The sequence below is a fragment of the Agrobacterium sp. lyk4-40-TYG-31 genome (assembly GCF_030209855.1).
In the GTDB taxonomy this organism is placed as follows: domain Bacteria; phylum Pseudomonadota; class Alphaproteobacteria; order Rhizobiales; family Rhizobiaceae; genus Agrobacterium; species Agrobacterium vaccinii.
This window is the reverse complement of record NZ_JARVRE010000010.1, coordinates 185,559-205,428: the sequence shown is the minus strand read 5'-3', so window position 1 is coordinate 205,428 and position 19,870 is coordinate 185,559. Positions and strand designations below refer to the sequence as shown.

The following is a 19,870-nucleotide window of genomic DNA, read 5'->3' as shown; positions in this document are numbered from 1 at the left end:
GCGTTTGAAAGTCTTCGATGATTTCGATTGGTCGGTTACCCCGATCGGCCCCAAGGAACAATGGTCTGTCGCTCTTCGTACCACCTACGATCTTATCACCGCTTCCGGGTTTGGCATGTGTGCTGCATGGGGACCTGAAGGAACATTTCTTTACAATGAACCCTATGCGGAGTTTCTCGGCGATCGTCATCCGGCGGCTTTAGGGCAACCTATCGCGCAAGTCTGGCCGGAAATCTGGGACGACATCAAGCCGCTGGTAAACCGCGCCATGGCAGGCGAAACTATCCGGTTGGAGAACATGCATCTGACCATGACCCGCAACGGCTATGAGGAAGACACCTATTGGACGTTTTCCTACAGCCCCTTGCGTGACGGTAACGTTGTCTCTGGCTTCCTCAATGTTGCCCACGATACGACAGCTCTTGTCGTCGCACAAAATCGCGACCGGGTTAATGCTGAACGCGTGCAACTGGCGCTGGGTGCCGGTGCGATCATCGGCACCTGGTTCTGGGACCTTCCGACTGACCGCTTTACGATCGATGCCGCCTTTGCAGACAGCTTCGGTCTCGATCAGGCGCTCGGCAGAACAGGTCTGCCGTTAGAACAGATCATAGCGACGGTACATCCCGAAGACCGAGACGGGCTGATCGGCGCCATCAACGAAGTCATTGCGCGTGGCGGTGCTTACGCCCATCAGTATCGCGTTCGCCGACGCGATGGGAAATACTACTGGATCGAGGCAAACGGGCGTGTCGATTTCGCTGAAGACGGGACTCCATCCAGTTTCCCGGGTGTCTTGATCGACGTTGAGGAGCGCCGGGCGGTCGAGGCTGAACGTGACCGTGCCATTTCCATGTTGCGCGCGCTCAACGACGGGTTGGAACAACGCGTGTCAGAGCGAACATCCGAGTTGCTGAAAGCCCAGGACGCTTTGCGCCAGTCTCAAAAGATGGAGGCTGTCGGTCAGTTGACCGGGGGACTGGCCCATGATTTCAACAATCTGCTTGCCGGAATTTCTGGAAGTCTCGAGCTCATGGAGCGCCGATTGTCTCAAGGGCGCGGCAACGAGTTGGATCGCTACCTTTCCGCGGCACAAGGTGCTGTGAAACGCGCGGCGGCGCTGACCCACAGACTGTTGGCCTTTTCCAGACGTCAGACCCTTGATCCCAAGCCGACCGACATAGACAGGTTGATTGCTGGACTTGAAGATTTGATCAAGCGCACTGTCGGACCCGCCGTGGATATTGAGGTCGTCGAAGCCTCTGGAACGTGGAAAACCCTCGTTGACCCATCTCAGCTCGAAAACGCGGTTCTCAACCTTTGCATCAACGCGCGTGATGCCATGCCGGACGGTGGGCGTATTACGATCAGAACGGAAAATACACGGCTCGACGCACGGGGCGCAGACGAGAGCGGCCTCCCGGAAGGCGAGTATGTTTGCCTTCGCATCACCGACACTGGAACAGGCATTCCAGCCGATGTGCTGGACAAGGTTTTTGAGCCGTTCTTCACGACCAAGCCGCTCGGGCAGGGGACAGGTCTCGGTCTTTCGATGATCTATGGATTTGCCCAACAGTCCGGGGGCAAGGTCGAGATATCATCCGAGCAGAATGCAGGAACGACTGTTTCGATTTTCCTGCCTCATCATATCCTTGATGGGGAGATCGAAGACGAACGCATCGAGACCCGCACGCCTGGTGGCGCGCGGGCGCAGGAGACCGTCCTTGTGGTCGATGATGAGCCGACTGTTCGAATGCTGATTTCAGATGTGCTTCAGGAATTTGGCTATACGGTCATCGAGGCCGCAGACAGTGCGACAGGCTTGAAGATTCTGCAGTCTGACGTCGGTATCGATCTGCTTGTCAGCGACGTCGGCCTTCCCGGCGGCATGGATGGACGCCAGATGGCAGATGCCGCTCGTCAGAGCCGTCCTGGATTGAAGGTCCTGTTCGTGACGGGCTATGCCGAAAACGCCGCCGTGCGCGACGGAAAGCTAGATCCTGGTATGGCCGTACTGACAAAGCCCTTCGCAGTCGAGACCCTTGCGGCCCAGGTTCGGGAACTCATAGAGTAGGGGACCACACCAGCAACCCACACACCCGTATGAATTGAGCTCTTTGATACCCTTCGGCTTTTTGGCGCGGTTACCATTCGAGAACGCCACTTTTTAATTGGCGGCAAATTCCTGTGCTAATTCCAAGGCAATCTCGCTGTCGACGTTGATTGCAGAGTTTTCGAGAAGACGGAGCCATACGTCGATATAGCAGGCGATTTCGTTGATTGGGATTTCGATCTGGGCATAGGTTATGGTCGTTCATCCCGTTCTTCACCCACGATCAGAGTTGGTTTCATTCGGAACCATGCGTTCAGGGTAAAGGCGAAGGAAGTTCCAGCAGGCACGGGTTCAACCGTCACTTCCTCTGTTTGCGAATTACTGCCACCTGGACGGTTCATGGGGGGTTTGCACGCGTGTGCGCTTCGCCGGTCTTAAAGCTTCAGTTAAATCGATAGCTCAACGGCCTTCTTTCATCCGCGCCCATCATAAATATGGCTGCCGAGTAGGCTGGATAAATCGGCAGCGCGTTGCTTTAGCGCGCGCTTGTGGGTCTCGACCCGTTCAGGTGAAAACCTCGAGAGCGGACCGGAGATACTGATTGCGCCGAGAAGTTCGTCATTCATCCCGAAGACGGGGGATGCGATGGCCGCCGTGTCTGCATCGCGCTCGCCATAGGAGGCGTAGGGCATTTGGGCCAGAAGTGTCTCGATCTCGTGAGCAGATTTGCCGAAGCAATCGCTGAGAACGTGGCCAGCAGCGCCCTTGTCCAGAGCGAGCAAATCGCCTTCGCGAATATGGTCTCTGATCGGCTGTAGCGAGTCTTCGCGGTAAAGACAAACGCGGTGTCGTCCCTCCTGGCGAAAGAACGACGCGCTTTCCCCTGTTTCCTCCACGAGCCGCGCCAGAGCGGGCCTTATCCTGTCCTCAAGTCGGAACTGTCCTGAATAAATGGCGCCAAGCCGCATCAGTTCAGCGCCAAGCGTGTATCCGCGACCGTCGGAACGGATCAAAAAGCCGGCGTTCTCTAGCGACTCGATCAAGCGCAGCGTCGTGCTTTTGTAAAGGCCGGTGCGATTGGCGATTTCGGTTAGGGTCAGCTTGCTGTCTTTGGCGTTGAAACAACTGAGGATAGACAGGGCTCTGTCCACCGCATCGACGCCACCGTTCCTTGGCTTTTCTTCCTTTTGCACATCCACCTCCAGCATTCCGGTAACGGAATCTAGCTTGACAAAAAACGCTCAACGTAGTTTGTTCTATTTGAAGGAACTATGTTCTGTCAAGTAGAACTTTTGGGAGTGGGCTATGCAGCGGTATCATCATTTCATCGGTGGCGAATGGGTGGAGCCTTCTTCCGGTGAATGGTTTGAGACGACCGAACCTTTTTCCGGTCAGGCATGGGCCGAAATTGCCAGGGGCAATGAACGCGATGGCAACCGTGCGGTCGAGCTTGCCCACGCGGCATTTCTGTCTCAGGAATGGAGTTCGCTGACGGCCACGCAACGTGGCGCGCTGATGCGCAAGCTCGCGGGCCTCATCGAAACTAATGTCGAACGCCTGGGCATGATCGAGCAGCGCGATAACGGCAAACTCATCGCCGAAGTGGCCGGTCAGGTGCGCAATGTGGCGCAATGGTTCTATTACTATGCCGGTCTTGCCGACAAGATCGGTGGGGAAGTCGTGCCAATCAACAAGGCGGATGTCTTCAACTACACGAAATACGAGCCTCTCGGTGTTGTGGTCGCCATCACGCCGTGGAACTCGCCGCTTGCGCTGACCACCTGGAAAATGGCGCCAGCCCTTGCCGCAGGCAACACTATCGTCATCAAGCCATCCGAATATACGTCGGCCTCCATTCTGGAGCTGGCGAAACTCGCAGATGAGGCGGGCTTTCCGAAGGGTGTCGTCAATGTCGTCACCGGTTTCGGTCAGGACGTTGGCGAACCCCTGGTGCGCCATCCCCTGACGGCCAAGGTGGCCTTTACGGGCGGTGATATTGGCGGCCAGAAGGTCAATGAAGCAGCGGCGTCCGGCCTCAAGAAGGTGACGCTGGAACTGGGCGGAAAGTCGCCGAACATCGTTTTCGATGACGCGGATATCGAGCAGGCGCTCAAGGGCGCGGTTGCGGGTATTTTCGGTGCATCGGGTCAGACATGCATGGCGGGATCGCGCCTGCTTCTGCAGGATGGTATTCACGATGAATTCGTGGAAAAGCTCAGGGAGATCGTCGAAACTGCCAAAATTGGCGATCCCTCGCTCTACGAAACCCAGATCGGCCCGATTGCCACACGCGCCCAGTACGAAAAAATCCTGCGCATGATCGAGATGGGCAAGGATGAAGGCGCAAATCTCGTGTGCGGCGGCAAGGCCCTCTCTGGCACCCAATTTGGTCAGGGACAGTTCGTGGAGCCGACGATTTTCACCGGCGTTCGCAACGACATGAAGATCGCCCAGCAGGAAGTTTTCGGCCCTGTCGTCTCGGTCATCCGCTTCCGCGATGCGGAAGAGGCGGTGAAGATTGCCAATGACATCGATTTCGGCCTGGCCGCAGGCGTCTGGACCAGGGATTTGCACCGCGCTTTCTATTGTGTTGATCGCATCCGCGCCGGCACTGTCTGGGTCAACAACTACCGGTCCACCAGCTTCACGACGCCGTTTGGCGGATACAAGCGCAGCGGTATCGGCCGCGAGGGCGGCGTGGAGGCGATGAAGGAATATTTGCAGACGAAGAGCGTCTGGATCACCACGGATCCGAACCGCGCCAACCCCTTCGTGCTGGGTTGATATGGCCATGGACAATCGCATCGACGAAGCCGTCGCCTGGTGGAAAACCGGCATTATCGACATCGCACCGGGCAAGATCGACATTCGCGGAAGGCCCATCGCCGAACTGATCGGGTCCATCTCCTTCAGCCAGATGATCTGGCTGATGCTGCGCGCTGAAATGCCCACCCCGCAGCAGGCGGCCCTGCTGGAGGCAGCACTTGTGGCCTCTGTAGACCACGGCCCCCAGGCGCCATCGATTGCCGTGGCACGTATGGCCGCCACATGCGGCGTCGGCCTCAACAATGCGGTTGCTTCGGCAGTGAACGTGCTGGGCGATGTGCATGGTGGCGCGGGGCAGGATTGCCTGGCGCTCTATCAGGCCATTGCAGCGCGTGTGGATGGCGGTGAAACGCTCGACGACGCGCTTGCAACGGAGGTCGGTGGCCGCCTTGGCCGAAAAGAACATATTCCGGGCTTCGGGCACCGGTTTCACCCCATCGATCCGCGCGCGCCGGTGCTCTTGAAGCTTGTCGAAGAGGCGAAAGCTGCCGGGGTGGTATCCGGGCGCTTTGCGGAAATCGGCGTGGGAGTCGAGGCCTTCATCTCCAGGGCCAAGGGTCGCACTGTGCCGATGAATATCGATGGCGCGACGGCGATTATCTTCGGGGAACTCGGTTTTGCCGCGCCGCTGGCGCGCGGACTGTTCATCCTGTCGCGCAGCGTGGGCATTCTGGCCCATGCCTGGGAACAGACGCAGCAGGGCGGTCGCATCAAGGGGCCCATGCCGCCATCCATCCCTTTCACCTATACGGGCCCGGCCACGGTCTCGAAGACCGGGGGCGAGATATGAGCAATTCCGCTTTGCCACTCGCCGGTCTTCGGGTTCTCGATTTCGGACACACGGTCATGGGGCCGTCCTGCACCATGATCCTGGCGGACCTGGGTGCCGATGTCGTCAAGATAGAGCCGGGCCCGAAGGGCGAACCGACGCGGTTCCTCAAGGGTTTCGGCACCGGTTATTTCGGTTATTTCAACCGCAACAAGCGCTCCATCATTCTCGATCTCAAGTCGGAACAGGGCCAGGAAGTCGCCCATCGCATGATTGCGGAGGCCGATGTGCTGGTGGAGAATTTTGCGCCGGGAACCATGAGCCGTCTCGGTATCGGCCCGGAAATCCTGCCGCGCTATCCCAAGCTCATCTATGCAAGCCTCAAGGGCTTTCTGGACGGCCCCTATTCCAGCCGTCTCGCGCTGGATGAAGTGGTGCAGATGATGGGCGGTCTCGCCTATATGACCGGCCCCTCGGGACGGCCGCTGCGGGCAGGAACCTCGGTGGTCGATATCACCGGCGGCATGTTTGCGGCGATTGCCATTCTCATTGCGCTGCGGGACCGGGACGCAACCGGCAAGGGCCGACTGGTCGAATCCGCCCTGTTCGAATCCACGGTGTTTTTGATGGGCCAGCATCTGAGCTATTCAGCGCAGTCGTCGGAGCCCGTGCCACCGATGCCGGAGCGGGTGTCTGCCTGGGCGGTCTATGAACTGTTCCGGCTTGCCGATGACCGCCAACTTTTCGTCGGCATCACCACGGATAGCCACTGGCACCGTTTCTGCATTGCCTTCAACAGGCCCGATCTTGCCGCAGATACCGCGCTCGAGACCAATAACAAGCGTATCGAGAACCGCGCGCGGCTGATCCCGATCATCACGCAGATCTTTGCGGACCTGGTGATGGATGAGGCTATCGCGCGTTGCGAGGAGGCGCGTATTCCCTTTGCCCCGATTGCCAGGCCCGAAGATCTGTTCACCGACCCGCATCTGGAAGCAACCGGCGCGCTGATGCAGACCACCTTGCCGAACGGGGTGACCACGAAGCTGCCGAAGCTGCCGATCACGCTGTCGGGCATCGACTTTGCCATTCGCCGTGATCCGCCACTGGCGGGGCAGCATTCAGCGGAAATCCTTCAGGAGCTTGGTTACGGGGAGGCCGAGATCCTGAACATCACGGGCGGGAGTGCCGTTGCCGGTCATTGAGCCGACAGCGCCGAAGACTGCCTGACATTACAGATGCAAGTTTTACGACCGGGAGGTTTTTATGTCGTCATCTCACAATTCCGCCGATGTCATCGTCATCGGCTGCGGTATCGCGGGCCTGAGCGCTGCGGTTTCGGCGCTGGAAGGCGGTCAGCGTGTCATTCTGCTCGAGCGCGCCCCGGAAGACGAGTTCGGCGGCAATACCCGCTGGACCGAAGCCTATATGCGCATGAAGAACGACAGCGAGATCTCCGACGATTTCGAGGATCACTTCGCGGCCAATGCGGGCCTCAATATCGACCCCGCGCTGTTGAGCGAGCTGACAGGTTCCTACGACACATGGCCGCCTGCGCTCAAGGCACATACCTTGCCAGACCCGGAGGTGATTGGCACCTTTGCCGAGAAAGTGCCTTCGACCATTGCCTGGCTCAAGGGTTTCGGCCTGAAATTCGGCCCGCAACCGATCTATCTTCTGACGCAGAATACTAGCCGCATTGCCGCACAGGGCGGTGGTCTGGCGCTGATCGAGCGTTTGATGGCGGAAGCGAAATCGCTGAAAGCATACATCCGGTTCAAAACCACGGCTGTCGCCTTGCGCTGGACCGATAGCGGTCGCGTGGCCGGTATCACCGTCATCGGTCCTGACCGTGAACGTTATGACCTGTCTGCACCCAACGTCATTTTTGCGTCCGGCGGCTTCCAGGGCAATCAGGAAATGATGACCCATTACATCGGCCAGAAGGCGAAGAATATTCGCCCCGTGGCACGCGGCGGTTATTATAACCGTGGTGAAGGCATCAAGATGATGCTGGAAGCGGGAGCCGCACCTGCGGGCGAATTCGGTTCCTATCACGCCGAGCCGGTCGATCCGCGCTCGCATCAGGCCGAGGCCGTGGTCTTCATCTATCCCTACGGTATTCTGGTCGATAAGCACGGCCAGCGCTTCCTTGATGAGGCGCCGGGCACGGTCGATGCTCATTACGACAATATCGGTCGCGCCATCGGCGACCAGCCGGATGGCATGTCCTATGTCATCTTCGATGCAAAGGTCGAGGACATCCCGCGCTGGAAGACCTCGATCCGGTCGGATATCCCGCCCTTTGAAGCCAACACGCTCGAAGAGCTGTTCGCAAAGATTGGCCTGCCGCCGGAGACGAAGGCGACGGTGGAGGCGTTTAACGCTGCCTGCCCTTCGGAGGAGGGCGAGTTCACGCCTTTCGCCATCGATGGTCGGGCGACGCGCGATCTAGTGCCGCCGAAGTCCAACTGGTCGCGCCGCATCGAGAAAGGCCCGTTCAGAGCCTTTCCGATCATTTCGTCCAACTGCTTCACGTTTGGTGGCGTGAAAGTTACCCGCGATGCGCAGGTCGTGGATCAGGACGGCAAGCTCATTCCCGGCCTTTATGCGGCGGGTGAAACGATGGGCATCTATCATCAGGTCTACACCGGCTCCACGTCGGTTCTGCGTGGCGCGGTATTCGGGAGGATTGCCGGGCTGCACACGGCTTCGGCTGCAAAATAAAGATTAATGGAGGAGGAATGACAATGAAAAACTTTATGATGGCAACGCTGATGGCAGGCGTTGCGACAATCGTGATGACCTCAAATCTCGCGGCTGCGGATTACAGCGACGGTGTGGTGAAAATCGGTGTGCTGACCGACCTTTCGGGGCAGTTGACGGATTCCACCGGCAAGGGCTCCATCCTCGCCGCGCAGATGGCGGCAGAGGATTTCGGTGTCATCGATGGCACCAAGGTCGAGGTGATCTCTGCCGACCACCAGAACAAGGCGGATATCGGTGCTGCCAAGGCGCGGCAATGGTATGACGTCGATAAGGTGGATGTGATCGTAGACATCCCGAATTCGGCGGTGGCCCTTGCTGTCCAGCAAATTACCAAGGACAAAGATAAGATCGCCCTGTTTTCGTCTCCGGCTTCGTCCGATCTGACGGGAAAGGCCTGCACGCCCAACGGTATTCACTGGACCTATGACACCTACGCTCTCGCCCATGTGACCGCCGAAGCGGTCGCTGCAAGCGGGGCAAGAAAGTGGTTCTTCCTGACCTCCGATTACGCCTTCGGGCACGCGCTGGAGCGTGATACGGCCAGCGTCGTCACCGCCAATGGCGGCCAGGTGGTCGGCAGCGTCAAGATGCCTGCGAATACCCCTGACTATTCTTCGTTCCTGCTTCAGGCACAGTCGTCAGGCGCCGATGTCGTCGCACTTGCCACGGCTGGCACCGATACCCAGAACGCTCTGAAACAGGCTGGCGAATTCGGGCTGACGCAGGGCGGCCAGAAAATGGCGGCGCTCCTTCTGGCCGATACCGAAGTCAATGCACTCGGTCTTGAAACCGCCAAGGGCGTTATGCTCACTGCGCCGTTCTACTGGGCGATGAACGATGACACCAAAGCCTTTGCGAAGCGCTTTTTCGCCAAGCACAAGGCCATGCCGACCTTCTATCAGGCCGGTGTCTATAGCGCGGTCTTACATTACCTGAAGGCTGTCAAAGCCGGTCAGACGGACAAGTCTGAGACGGTGTTGAAAACCATGCGCGACACGCCCATCAACGACTTCATGACCAAGAACGGCAAGATCCGCGAAGACGGTCGTGTCATCCGCGACATGTATCTGTTCCAGGTGAAAACCCCGGCGGAATCAAAAGAACCGTGGGACTACTACAATCTCGTCAGCACAGTTAGCGGAGACAAGGCAGCGCGTCCGCTGGCTGAATCCGAATGCACCCTGGTCAAGAAATAGGACGATCAATGAATGCAGCACGCATTATGGCGTGCTGCATCTCACGAGCGAGGCTGTCGTGAATACCCATACTACCACACCTGCATACCTAAAGACCGCGACCGACGCGTCGGGCAAAAGCCTGCGCTGGGCATGCGTCGATACATTCGTCCGCAGCTTCGGCAAGGAGCCGTCATCCTTGCCGTTTTCGGCGGTCATCATACTTGAATCCATGCTGGTGGGGGCCGAACTGGGGCTGGTTCCGCCAGATTGCGCCGTCAATTTCCTGATGAACACGAATGGCCGCGCCGATATTCTGTTTCCGGTCTCGCGCGTGCTTTTACAGGATGCGTCCGGTCTGCCGCTGCTTGTCGATCTCGCAGCACTTCGGGAGGCTGCGGTGTCACAGGGCAAGGCTGCGTCGGATGTCAGGCCGTCCGTTCCCGTCGATTTGGTTATCGATCACTCCGTGCAGACCCAGAACTATGGCCAGGCCTCGTCGCTGGCGGCAAACCTGAAGGCTGAATTCGCCGAGAATGACGAGCGCTATCGTTTCGTCAAATGGGCGCAGCAGAGCTTCGGCAGTCTTTCAGTCGTGCAGCCCGGTAATGGCATCGTCCATCAGATTCATATGGAGCACATCGCTACAGTCGTGAGCGAACGGCAGGGCTGGCGGATATGCGATACGGTTGTCGGCACGGACAGCCACGCCACCATGATCAATGGCCTCGGCATCGTCGGTTGGGGCGTGGGCGGCATCGAGGCTGAACAGCTTTTGCTGGATGAACCGCTCGATCTCGTGAGGCCCGAATTCGTCAAGGTCGAACTGACAGGATGTCCCCGGCCGGGCGTGATGGCCGCCGATATCGCCCTGACGCTCACAGCATTTTTGCGCAAGGCAGGCATCGTCGGCAGCTATCTGGAATTTGTCGGTGACGGCGTGGACAATATCAGCGTTCCAGACCGCTGCACTCTTGCCAATATGGCACCCGAATACGGGGCAACCCTGGCTTTCTTCCCCTGCGACCAAGCCGTTATCGATTATCTCAAAGATACCGGCAGAAGCGAAGACCACCTCCAGGTGATTGCCGAGCATCTGCAAGACCAGAAGATTTTCGGTTGGTCCTCCCGTCCGGGCGCTGTTTACAACAGAACCCTCCATTTCGATCTCGGCTCGATCAGGCTACGTGTCGCAGGCCCATCGCGGCCTGACCAACTGGTTGACGTGCCGGATCTCGCGGGGCTGCGCAGCCGGGATGGCGCGGTCTGGGATCACCGCATTGCGCTCGCCGCCATAACGTCCTGCACCAATACCGCCAATCCGGCATCCATGGTGGCGGCGGGTCTGGTTGCGCGCAAGGCGCGGGCGCTGGGGCTTGCCGTCCACCCATCCATCAAGACGGTGCTTGCGCCCGGTTCGCGCCGCATCGCCGGCTATCTCGAAGCCTCCGGCCTCCTGCAAGACCTTGCCGCGCTGGGCTTTCACATCGCCGCATTTGGCTGTGGCGTCTGTGTCGGCAATACGGGGAAACTGGCACTGGGCGTTGAAGAAAAGATCGTGGCAGAGGGAGGTGCTGCGGTTGCTGTGCTTTCCGGCAACCGCAATTTCGAAGGCCGTATTCATCCGGCCCTGCTATCTGCCTATCTGATGAGCCCTGCACTGGTGGTGGCCTTCGCGCTGGCCGGGCGCATCGATATCGACATCACCTCGGATGTGATCGCCCAGATCGACGGGAGGGACGTGGTGTTATCGGACCTCTGGCCTACGGCAACCGAGATTTCAGATATTCTCGACCATTCCCAGCCGACACCGACCACGATTGTCGAGACGCAGGCGTGGAGCGCTCTGCCCGCACAAACCGGCGAATGTTTCGAATGGGACGAGGCGTCCAACTATTTCATCAAGCCGCCGTTTTTCGACGATGCAGGTGATAACCGTTTGCCGCCCATCAAGAATGCGCGGCCTTTGCTGGTGCTGGGCGATGCCATTACCACAGATCACATCAGCCCTGTCGGTCCCATCGCAAAAACGTCGGATGCCGCCCGTTTCCTGATCGATGCGGGTGTGCCACCTGAGCGTTTCAACACATACGCGGCACGTCGCGGCAACCACGACATCATGGTCCGGGGCACCTTCGCCAATACGCGCATCCGCAATTTTCTGACATCAGACATCGAAGGGCCAGTTACCCGCCATTTGCCGGGTGGAGAGGTCATGTCGATCTTTGAGGCGGCGCGTCGCTATGCCGATGAGAACGTGCCGACGATCATTTTTGCGGGTGAACGCTACGGTAGCGGCAGCGCGCGCGACTGGGCCGCCAAGGGCACAGCCTTGCTGGGTGTCCGCGCCGTGATCGCAAGAAGCTTCGAGCGTATTCACCGCAGCAATCTCGTGATGATGGGTGTGCTGCCAATCCAGCTTCAGAATGCAGCTGATTATGACAAAGACCTCATGACGCTGCTGTCCGGGTCGGCGGATATCACGGTCACCATCGACCGGCTTGAAACGGAAGCACTTTTTCGTCCGCAATGCGTCATCCGTATCGCATGCGATGGCGCAACTCGGGAACTCGCCGCCATTCTCAGAGCCGATACGCCCCGTGAAACAGAACTCCTTCGACAGGGTGGCTTCTTTGCCAAAGTCGTCAGAAAGCTTGCTGCATGAAAGAAAAACGCAGGACACGCAGTTTGCGATGATTCTGACTTACCACATGCCTATTGTCGGACCCGGTTCCAGTCATGTGCGGATTCGGGTGGCAGGAGGGGGCGTGGTCGTTTCGCAAGTTCGCGGGAATCTGTTTCGCTCATGCCCGCCATACAGAGAAGGCGCACCACGACTTCGTCGAGCGATGGGGCGGAAGAACTGTCCTTGATCATTGCCAGGGAGACGCCAACGATGGCGAAGCATGTCATGCGCCATGTCAGATCTGGATCTGGCGTCGAAAACCGGCCCGCAGCGGTCGCGTTTCTGATGTCTCGTATGGCAAACGGTCCCATTCGGTGGAACGTGGCGTTGGCGATGACTTCGGAGCGATCGAGCAATTGCCTCCACCGCATATCCCCGGTGGCGGTTTCCAGTACGGTGCGGACGCCATAGGCATAGACCTGAGCCGGGTCTTCGAACGTATTGGTGACATTCTCTATGCGGGCGGCCAGTTGCTCCATCACCAGTTCCAGCACGGCAATTGCCAGCTCGTCCTTGGACTTGAAATAATTATAGATCGTGCCTGACGCGACATCGGCGCGCTCGGCAATCTCCAGCATGGTCGCAGCATCGATCCCTTTTTCGGAAATGACTTCATGCCCTGCCTTGAGCAGAGCTTCGCGATTGCGACGCTGTCGGCGCGCCACGCGGCCTTCGGTTTCCTTGCTGGTCAATGAACCCTCCCTCGGTCATCGCTTATTCTATCCAAATATGATGAATGTTCAATAATGAAAGCTTATCAGAAATGAATTTAGCTGATGATGCGATGCGAAAAATCAGTTCATTTCCTCCGAATTCACATAAGGCTTTATCTGATAAAACTGTAAAGTGCTGAAAAATAAACAGAAGAATCATGTTGCACCGCAAATGAATATAATCCAAAAATGACTTACTTTCTTTATTGAAAGTCATTCATTTATGAGATATCGTATTTTCAGGATGGAGATGATGGGGTGTTTGCCAATGTCACAGCGTGATGGGCGATGCTGCCTGACAACAGGGTAAACGACCGTAATGGCCGAATGGCTGTCGTGGTGGGTGCTCTAAATCCATGAAATTGCCGGTTCGTCATTTCGCCAACGACCTGTCATTGGCGCGTTGCGACCGTGCTTTTTGGGTCGTCAGTGAGATGTCATCGCGCAAATGAGGGAGGAGATGAGAATGTTTCAAGGAAATTACCGGCCGGAGACGGCGGACCAGTTCGATGCTGACGTTGCAATTGTCGGCGGTGGGCCGGTTGGAACGATGCTGGCGATTTTGCTGGGTAAAACCGGCAAGAAGGTCACGCTCATCGAGCGCTGGACAGGCGCCTATGGCCGCCCCCGCGCCGTAACCTACGATCACGAGGTCGCCCGTATTCTGGCCAGTTTCGGCATCGATTCCGAAAACGACGATGCGATCAATTATCACGACGAGCTGTATTACTGGAAAAGTGCAGACCGTGAAGATATTCAGATTGTCGATTGGCAAAGCCAGTCCGCATCGGGTTGGCGCGTTCGCTACTGGTTCAACCAGCCGGAGCTTGAAGCGCGCCTGACTGGCATTGCAGGTGAGCATCCCTCGATCACCCGTCTGGCGGGCTACGAGGCCATCGATCTACAACAGGATGCCGCGTCTGCCACGTTGAAAATCAAGCGCAATCCGCTTGAGGATGCGCAGGACACTGAAATCCGGACGATCCGTGCGCGCTATGTGGTGGGAGCAGATGGTGCCAACAGCATGGTGCGGCAGGCGCTCGGGATTGAGAACGAAGATAAGGGCTATTTCTTCGACTGGCTCATTCTCGATATGCTGCCGGAATTCGACTACGTCGCTTCGCGCAATGGCGAACCGGCACAGTGGCAGCTTTGCGATCCGAAACGCCCGACGACGGTCGTGCCTGGTGGTCCTGGCCCCGTGCCGGGTGGTCCGCGCCGCCGCCGCTGGGAATATATGGTGCTGCCGGGCGAAAATGCCGAGGAGCTTGCCAGCCCGGAGAATGCCTGGAAATTGCTTGAGCCTTGGGGTTTGACGCCTGACAATGCCGTGCTGGAACGCAGTGCCGTCTACCGCTTTCAGGCGCGCTGGGCGAAAGTCTGGAACAAGGGCCGCTGCGCAATTGCAGGCGATGCTGCACATCTGATGCCGCCCTTTGCGGGAGAGGGTATGTGTGCAGGCCTGCGAGATGCGATTGCGCTTGGTTGGCGGCTGAATGCCATCCTTGAGGGCAAGATCGCGCCCGATGTTCTCGACAGCTACACGTCCGAGCGCATCGAGCATGCCAAATACTATATCGATTTCAGCCAGAAGCTCGGCAGCATCATTTGCATCGCCGATCCGGCGCAGGCGGCAGAGCGTGACCGGCAAATGCGGGAAGATCTGCTGGCGCGCAACGGCAAGCCGGTGCCAACCGATATCTGTCAGCTTGGACCGGGAATTTGGTGCGCCGATACCGCCCATGCGGGCGAACTGTCCGTCCAGGGCGTGGTCGATTTCCAGGGCAAGCGCGATCGCTTCGATCAGGTGGTCGGTGTCGGCTGGATGGTGATCGGTCTGGATGCCGATCCCGCCCACGCCCTGTCTCTCCAGCAGAGGGAAGCATTCGATCTTATCGGAGGGCGCACCGTCCGCATCGGCTCAATGGGCACGGATAGTGATGTGGTCGATGTCGAAGGCACCTATGCCCGCTGGCTGAACGAAATCGGAGCGACCTACGTGCTGTTGCGCCCGGACTTCTACGTTGCCGCGACGGCTAGTTCGCCAGCCGATCTGCGCCGCCGTTTCGATGAGGTGATCTCGCATCTTCATCTGATTGCGGAGCCACAACGCGCAGTTGCCTGATCTCCAGAAACGATAGGTCGCGAAATGTCGATGTCGTCTTTCACATATACTGGCAATCCAGCCCGCATCCTGTTTGGATGCGGCAGCCGTGCCAGTCTTGGCGAGGAAATCCGTCGGTTGGGGCACAGCCGCGCATTGATCCTGGCAACACCGTTCCAGAAGGCGGATGCCGAGAAGCTTGCCGCTTCGCTTGGCACACTTGCCGCTGGCGTATTTGCGCAGGCGACCATGCACACGCCCGTGGATATCACGATGCAGGCTGTGGCGGCATTTGATGCGGCGCGCGCCGATTGTGTCGTTTCGCTGGGCGGCGGCTCGACCATCGGGCTCGGCAAGGCCATCGCCCGTCGCAATGGCACCGACCAGATCGTCATCGCCACGACCTATGCCGGTTCGGAAGTCACCAACATTCTCGGCGAAACGGATGGTGGCATCAAAACCACAGTCCGTGGACCGGAGATATTGGCGGAAACGGTGATTTACGACCCTGAACTGACCTGTGGCCTGCCGGTGGCAATGAGTGTCACTAGTGGCCTGAATGCCATGGCGCATGCGGTGGAAGCGCTTTACGCGACAGACCGTAACCCGATCACCAGCATGATGGCGCTTGAGGGGTTGGGCGCGTTGCGCAAAGCGCTTCCGGCCATCGTTGCTACACCCGATGATATCGCTGCACGCTCACAGGCGCTTTATGGTTCATGGCTGTGCGGCAGTGTGCTTGGCATGGTCTCCATGGCCCTGCATCACAAGCTGTGCCACACGATTGGCGGCAGTTTCGATATGCCGCATGCAGAGACACATGCGGTGCTTTTGCCGCACACGACAGCCTATACCGAGCAGGGTGCCACCGATCTGCTGAGGCCGGTCGCCGATCTGTTTGGCGCATCCTCTGCGGGCACCGGTCTTTATGATTTTGCTGCCAGCCTTGGCGCGCCGCTCAGCCTTGCCAGCCTTGGCTTTCTGGCCGCCGATATCGAGCGTGCCAGCGAGCTGGCGACGCTCAACCCCTATTACAATCCGCGCCCTGTCGAAGCTGAGGGGATCAGAACATTGATCCGCAAGGCGTGGGAAGGGACCAGACCGGACTGACTATCATCATCAATTCTGTGGGAGGAACTGCGATGCTGACGAGACGAACTCTATTACAGGCGACAGCAGCGACGGCGGTGGCGAGTTTTGCCATGCCAGCCATTGCTGCCGGTTCAAAAATCAAAATCGGCTATGTAACACCGCAATCGGGACCGCTTTCCGCCTTTGCGCAAGCCGATAGCTATATGGTTGCGCGGTTCATCGAGGCCGCAAAAGCCTCCGGTCTGGATGTAGAGGTTGTCGTCAAGGACAGCCAGTCCAACCCAAACCGTGCCGCTGAAGTTGCCAGGGAGCTGATCAGTCGCGACGAGGTGAGCATGATGCTCGTGGCCTCGACACCGGAAACAACCAATCCGGTGTGTAGCGTGGCGGAAGCCGAAGAAATTCCCGTTATATCCTCGGTTGCTCCCTGGCAGCCCTGGTTTATCGGCCAACAGGGCAATCCGCTCGACCCTGCCAGCTGGAAGCCTTTCGACTTCGTCTATCATTTCTTCTGGGGGCTTGAGGACAATGTCTCGGTCTTTCTCAACATGTGGAACAGCCTCGACACCAACAAGCAGGTCGGGGCGCTCTGGCCGAATGATGGTGATGGCAATGCCTGGTCATCGGATGTCGGGCTGCCGCCGGTTCTGGCGAAATCCGGCTACAAACTGACCGATCCCGGTCGCTACCAGAACCTGACGGATGATTTTTCCGCGCAGATCAATGCGTTCAAAAAGGCAAACTGCGAAATCATGACCGGCATCCCGATCCCGCCGGACTTCACCACGTTCTGGACGCAGGCTGCCCAGCAGGGTTTCAAGCCGAAGGCGGCCTCGATCGCCAAAGCCCTGCTGTTTCCAGAAAGCATCAATGCCCTTGGCGATCTTGGCCATAACCTCTCGGCAGAAATCTATTGGTCGCCGAAATTTCCCTTCAAGTCTTCATTGACGGGTGAAAGCTGCGAAGAGCTTGCAGCCGGGTTCACCGCCTCCGCCAAACGTCAATGGACGCAGCCCGTCGGCTTCACACATGCCTTGTTCGAGGTTGCCGCCGATGTCCTGAAGCGGGCAACCGATCCCACCGACAGCGCGGCATTGGTGGAGGCCATTGCCGCAACCAAACTCGATACGGTGGTCGGCAACATCGGGTGGGGCAAGGATAATGTGCCGCCGTTTGCGCGTAAGAACGTTGCCAAGACGCCGCTCGTCGGCGGCCAGTGGCGACGGCAGGGCGACGGGACGTTCGATCTCGTTATCGTGGAGAATGCCAATGCGCCGAACATTCCGCTTGGCGGCAAGCTGGAAGCTCTCAACTGATCGAAACGGGGTCTGACGCCCGACACGCCGGGCCCCTTACAACTCTGTTCAGGATTTATGTCCATGCCGATACTCTCGCTCAATGCGGTGTCGAAGTCCTTTGGTGCGCTTAAGGTGACGGACAACGTCTCCTTCGACCTCGCCCGTGGCGAAGCGCTCGGCATCATCGGCCCGAACGGGGCCGGAAAATCCACGCTGTTCAATCTGATCACCGGCAACATCGCCGCCGATCAGGGTGACATCATGCTTGAAGGCCGCACGATTACCAGTATGTCGGCGATGGAGCGATGCAAGGGCGGAATCGGTCGATCTTTCCAGATTCCGCAGCCTTTCGACCGCCTGTCCGTTTATGAAAATCTGCTGGTGGCTGCCAGGTTCGGCGGCAATGTAAAGGCTGTGGATGCCCCGGATTTCTGCATGGATATACTGGGCCGAACCGGGTTGGCCGCTCAGGCGGAAACATTGGCGGGCAGTCTGCCGCTGCTCCGCCGCAAGCGACTGGAACTTGCGCGCGCCATGGCAACCAGACCCAGGGTCATCCTGCTCGACGAGATCGCCGGCGGTCTGACGCAAGGCGAGTGCGAGGAACTTGTCGCAACGATCAATTACATCCACGCCGAGGGTGCCTCGATCATCTGGATCGAGCACGTGCTTCACGCCCTGACCAATGTGGTCAGCCGCCTGCTGGTGCTGAATTTCGGCAAAATGCTGATGATCGGGGAGCCGGATGCCGTCATGGCCTCGCCAGAAGTTCGGGAAATCTATCTGGGGATCGAGACATGACCGGCGCACTTCTCTCACTTTCACAGCTCAAGGCCGGTTACGGGGATTTTCAGGCGCTTTTCGGCGTCGACATGGTCCTGAACGCAGGTGAAACGATCGCCATTATCGGTGCAAACGGCGCCGGAAAAACCACCTTGATGCGTGCCATCACGGGCATCGTCAGGGCGACCGGCGGCACCATCCATCTCGATGGACAACCGGTTCATGAGCGCATGGCGCCCGATATTCTCAAGATGGGAATTGCCACGGTCCCTGAGGGACGTCGCCTGTTTCCCTCGCTGTCGGTAGAGGAAAATCTGCTGATCGGGGCCGATGCCCGCAAGGTTACAGGGCCGTGGACGCTCGATGCGATCTATAAACTCTTCCCCATCCTGAAGGACCGCAGACACCATCCGGGCACGGCGCTTTCGGGTGGCCAGCAGCAGATGGTGGCGGTTGGCCGGGCGTTGATGAGCAACCCGCGCGTTCTTCTGTGCGATGAACTTTCGCTCGGCCTCGCGCCCGTCGTCATCCGCGACATTTACGCAGCTCTTCCCGCAATCAAGGCCTCCGGCGCGTCTGTCATTGTCGTAGAGCAGGACATCGGGCAGGCGCTCAAGGTCGCCGATCGCATCTATTGCATGATGGAAGGGCGGTTCACGCTCGAAGGAACACCGCAAACGCTGTCGCGCGAAGCGATCCACAACGCCTATTTCGGAGTAAGGACATGATCTGGGTCGATACGATCATGCAGGGGATTCTGCTCGGCGGTCTTTACGCCCTTTTTGCAGCGGGACTGAGCCTCGTCTTCGGCATAATGCGCCTTGTCAATCTGGCCCATGGCGATCTCATCGTGCTGGCGGCCTATCTCGTCCTGACGATCACCACGGTTCTCGGCCTCAATCCCTTTATTGCGGTGCTGATTGCCTTGCCGATCATGTTTTTTCTCGGCTGGATCTTGCAAACCTACCTCTTCAACCGCGTGTTGGGACCTGACGTTCTGCCGCCTCTGCTTGTCACCTTCGGACTTTCCGTGGTCATTCAGAACCTTCTGCTTGAAGGCTTCTCGGCCGATAGCCGCAAGCTGACCGCGGGGGCTATCGAAGCCAGCTCCGTCTCTGTCGGTTCCTCATCGCTTGGTGTCATGCCGCTGATCACGCTTGGGTCGGCAATTGCGGTGATCTTCGTGTTAAACCAGATTTTCTACCGAACGGCGCTAGGACGGGCATTTCGGGCCACCTCCGATGATGTCGTTACCGTTCAGTTGATGGGCATCCGACCCGCGCGGATATTTTCGATTGCCACCGGCATCGCGATGGTGGTTGCCACCATTGCTGCGCTCTATCTCGGAATACGCGCCAATTTCGATCCGTCCATCGGGCCCGCTCGCCTGCTCTATGCGTTCGAGGCCGTCATCATCGGCGGGCTTGGTAGTCTATGGGGAACGCTGATCGGCGGTATCGTCATCGGTCTTGCCCAGGCGCTGGGTGCGGCTCTCAATCCCGAATGGCAAATTTTATCCGGCCATATCGCTTTCGTCGTCATTCTTCTGTTCCGTCCACGGGGTCTGTTTCCCCGGGCAATCGATTGAGGTCCGTCATGTTG

General features: G+C 58.4%; 16 protein-coding genes. 13 read left to right on the top strand and 3 right to left on the bottom strand.

What is annotated here, in order from left to right; genetic code table 11:
* Positions 1-4 precede the first annotated feature (4 nt).
* Complete coding sequence (locus tag QRN55_RS19725) at positions 5-2,074, top strand: hybrid sensor histidine kinase/response regulator (RefSeq protein WP_284778030.1); 2,070 nt, start codon at positions 5-7, stop codon at positions 2,072-2,074.
* Between the two features lie 93 nt (positions 2,075-2,167).
* On the opposite strand, the gene QRN55_RS19720 is transcribed toward QRN55_RS19725, so the two are convergent.
* Complete coding sequence (locus QRN55_RS19720) at positions 2,168-2,308, bottom strand: phage major capsid protein (protein WP_284778095.1); 141 nt, start codon at positions 2,306-2,308, stop codon at positions 2,168-2,170.
* 218 nt (positions 2,309-2,526) lie between these two features.
* Positions 2,527-3,246: an IclR family transcriptional regulator gene (locus QRN55_RS19715; protein WP_284778029.1), complete on the bottom strand. Its 720-nt coding sequence runs from the start codon at positions 3,244-3,246 to the stop codon at positions 2,527-2,529.
* A gap of 112 nt (positions 3,247-3,358) precedes the next feature.
* Between QRN55_RS19715 and QRN55_RS19710 the strand changes: the two genes are divergently transcribed.
* From QRN55_RS19710 to QRN55_RS19685, 6 genes are all read left to right on the top strand, one after another.
* A complete protein-coding gene (locus tag QRN55_RS19710) occupies positions 3,359-4,837 on the top strand; it encodes an aldehyde dehydrogenase (RefSeq protein WP_284778028.1) in 1,479 nt (492 codons plus the stop codon).
* Between the two features lies 1 nt (position 4,838).
* Complete coding sequence (locus QRN55_RS19705) at positions 4,839-5,669, top strand: citryl-CoA lyase (RefSeq protein WP_502871353.1); 831 nt, start codon at positions 4,839-4,841, stop codon at positions 5,667-5,669.
* Positions 5,666-6,853: a CaiB/BaiF CoA transferase family protein gene (locus QRN55_RS19700; protein WP_284778026.1), complete on the top strand. Its 1,188-nt coding sequence runs from the start codon at positions 5,666-5,668 to the stop codon at positions 6,851-6,853. The genes QRN55_RS19705 and QRN55_RS19700 overlap by 4 nt, the downstream gene beginning before the upstream one ends.
* 61 nt (positions 6,854-6,914) lie before the next feature.
* Positions 6,915-8,375, top strand: coding sequence for an FAD-dependent oxidoreductase (locus QRN55_RS19695; RefSeq protein WP_284778025.1), 1,461 nt, complete (start codon positions 6,915-6,917; stop codon positions 8,373-8,375).
* A 23-nt stretch (positions 8,376-8,398) separates the two neighbouring features.
* A complete protein-coding gene (locus QRN55_RS19690) occupies positions 8,399-9,613 on the top strand; it encodes an ABC transporter substrate-binding protein (RefSeq protein WP_284778024.1) in 1,215 nt (404 codons plus the stop codon).
* Positions 9,614-9,671: 58 nt separating this feature from the next.
* A complete protein-coding gene (locus QRN55_RS19685; protein ID WP_284778023.1) occupies positions 9,672-12,257 on the top strand; it encodes an aconitate hydratase in 2,586 nt (861 codons plus the stop codon).
* A gap of 50 nt (positions 12,258-12,307) precedes the next feature.
* Here QRN55_RS19685 and QRN55_RS19680 read toward each other — a convergent pair whose 3' ends face one another.
* Positions 12,308-12,970 (bottom strand): TetR/AcrR family transcriptional regulator, encoded by a 663-nt coding sequence (locus QRN55_RS19680; protein ID WP_284778022.1) that lies wholly within the window; start codon positions 12,968-12,970, stop codon positions 12,308-12,310.
* Positions 12,971-13,457: 487 nt separating this feature from the next.
* On the opposite strand from QRN55_RS19680, the gene mhpA reads away from it, so the two are divergent.
* The 6 genes from mhpA (at position 13,458) to QRN55_RS19650 (ending at position 19,856) form a co-directional block, all read left to right on the top strand.
* Positions 13,458-15,116, top strand: coding sequence for a bifunctional 3-(3-hydroxy-phenyl)propionate/3-hydroxycinnamic acid hydroxylase MhpA (gene mhpA, locus QRN55_RS19675; RefSeq protein ID WP_284778021.1), 1,659 nt, complete (start codon positions 13,458-13,460; stop codon positions 15,114-15,116).
* 30 nt (positions 15,117-15,146) lie between these two features.
* Positions 15,147-16,205: a maleylacetate reductase gene (locus QRN55_RS19670; protein WP_284778020.1), complete on the top strand. Its 1,059-nt coding sequence runs from the start codon at positions 15,147-15,149 to the stop codon at positions 16,203-16,205.
* A 32-nt stretch (positions 16,206-16,237) separates the two neighbouring features.
* Positions 16,238-17,503 carry an ABC transporter substrate-binding protein gene (locus tag QRN55_RS19665; protein ID WP_284778019.1) on the top strand — a complete coding sequence of 422 codons (1,266 nt, stop codon included), beginning with the start codon at positions 16,238-16,240 and terminating at the stop codon, positions 17,501-17,503.
* 63 nt (positions 17,504-17,566) lie between these two features.
* Positions 17,567-18,286, top strand: a complete 720-nt coding sequence (locus QRN55_RS19660) for an ABC transporter ATP-binding protein (protein WP_284778018.1) — start codon at positions 17,567-17,569, stop codon at positions 18,284-18,286.
* Positions 18,283-18,996 (top strand): ABC transporter ATP-binding protein, encoded by a 714-nt coding sequence (locus tag QRN55_RS19655; RefSeq protein ID WP_284778017.1) that lies wholly within the window; start codon positions 18,283-18,285, stop codon positions 18,994-18,996. Before QRN55_RS19660 ends, QRN55_RS19655 begins: the two co-directional genes overlap by 4 nt.
* Positions 18,993-19,856: a branched-chain amino acid ABC transporter permease gene (locus QRN55_RS19650; RefSeq protein ID WP_284778016.1), complete on the top strand. Its 864-nt coding sequence runs from the start codon at positions 18,993-18,995 to the stop codon at positions 19,854-19,856. The genes QRN55_RS19655 and QRN55_RS19650 overlap by 4 nt, the downstream gene beginning before the upstream one ends.
* The last annotated feature ends 14 nt before the right edge of the window (positions 19,857-19,870 follow it).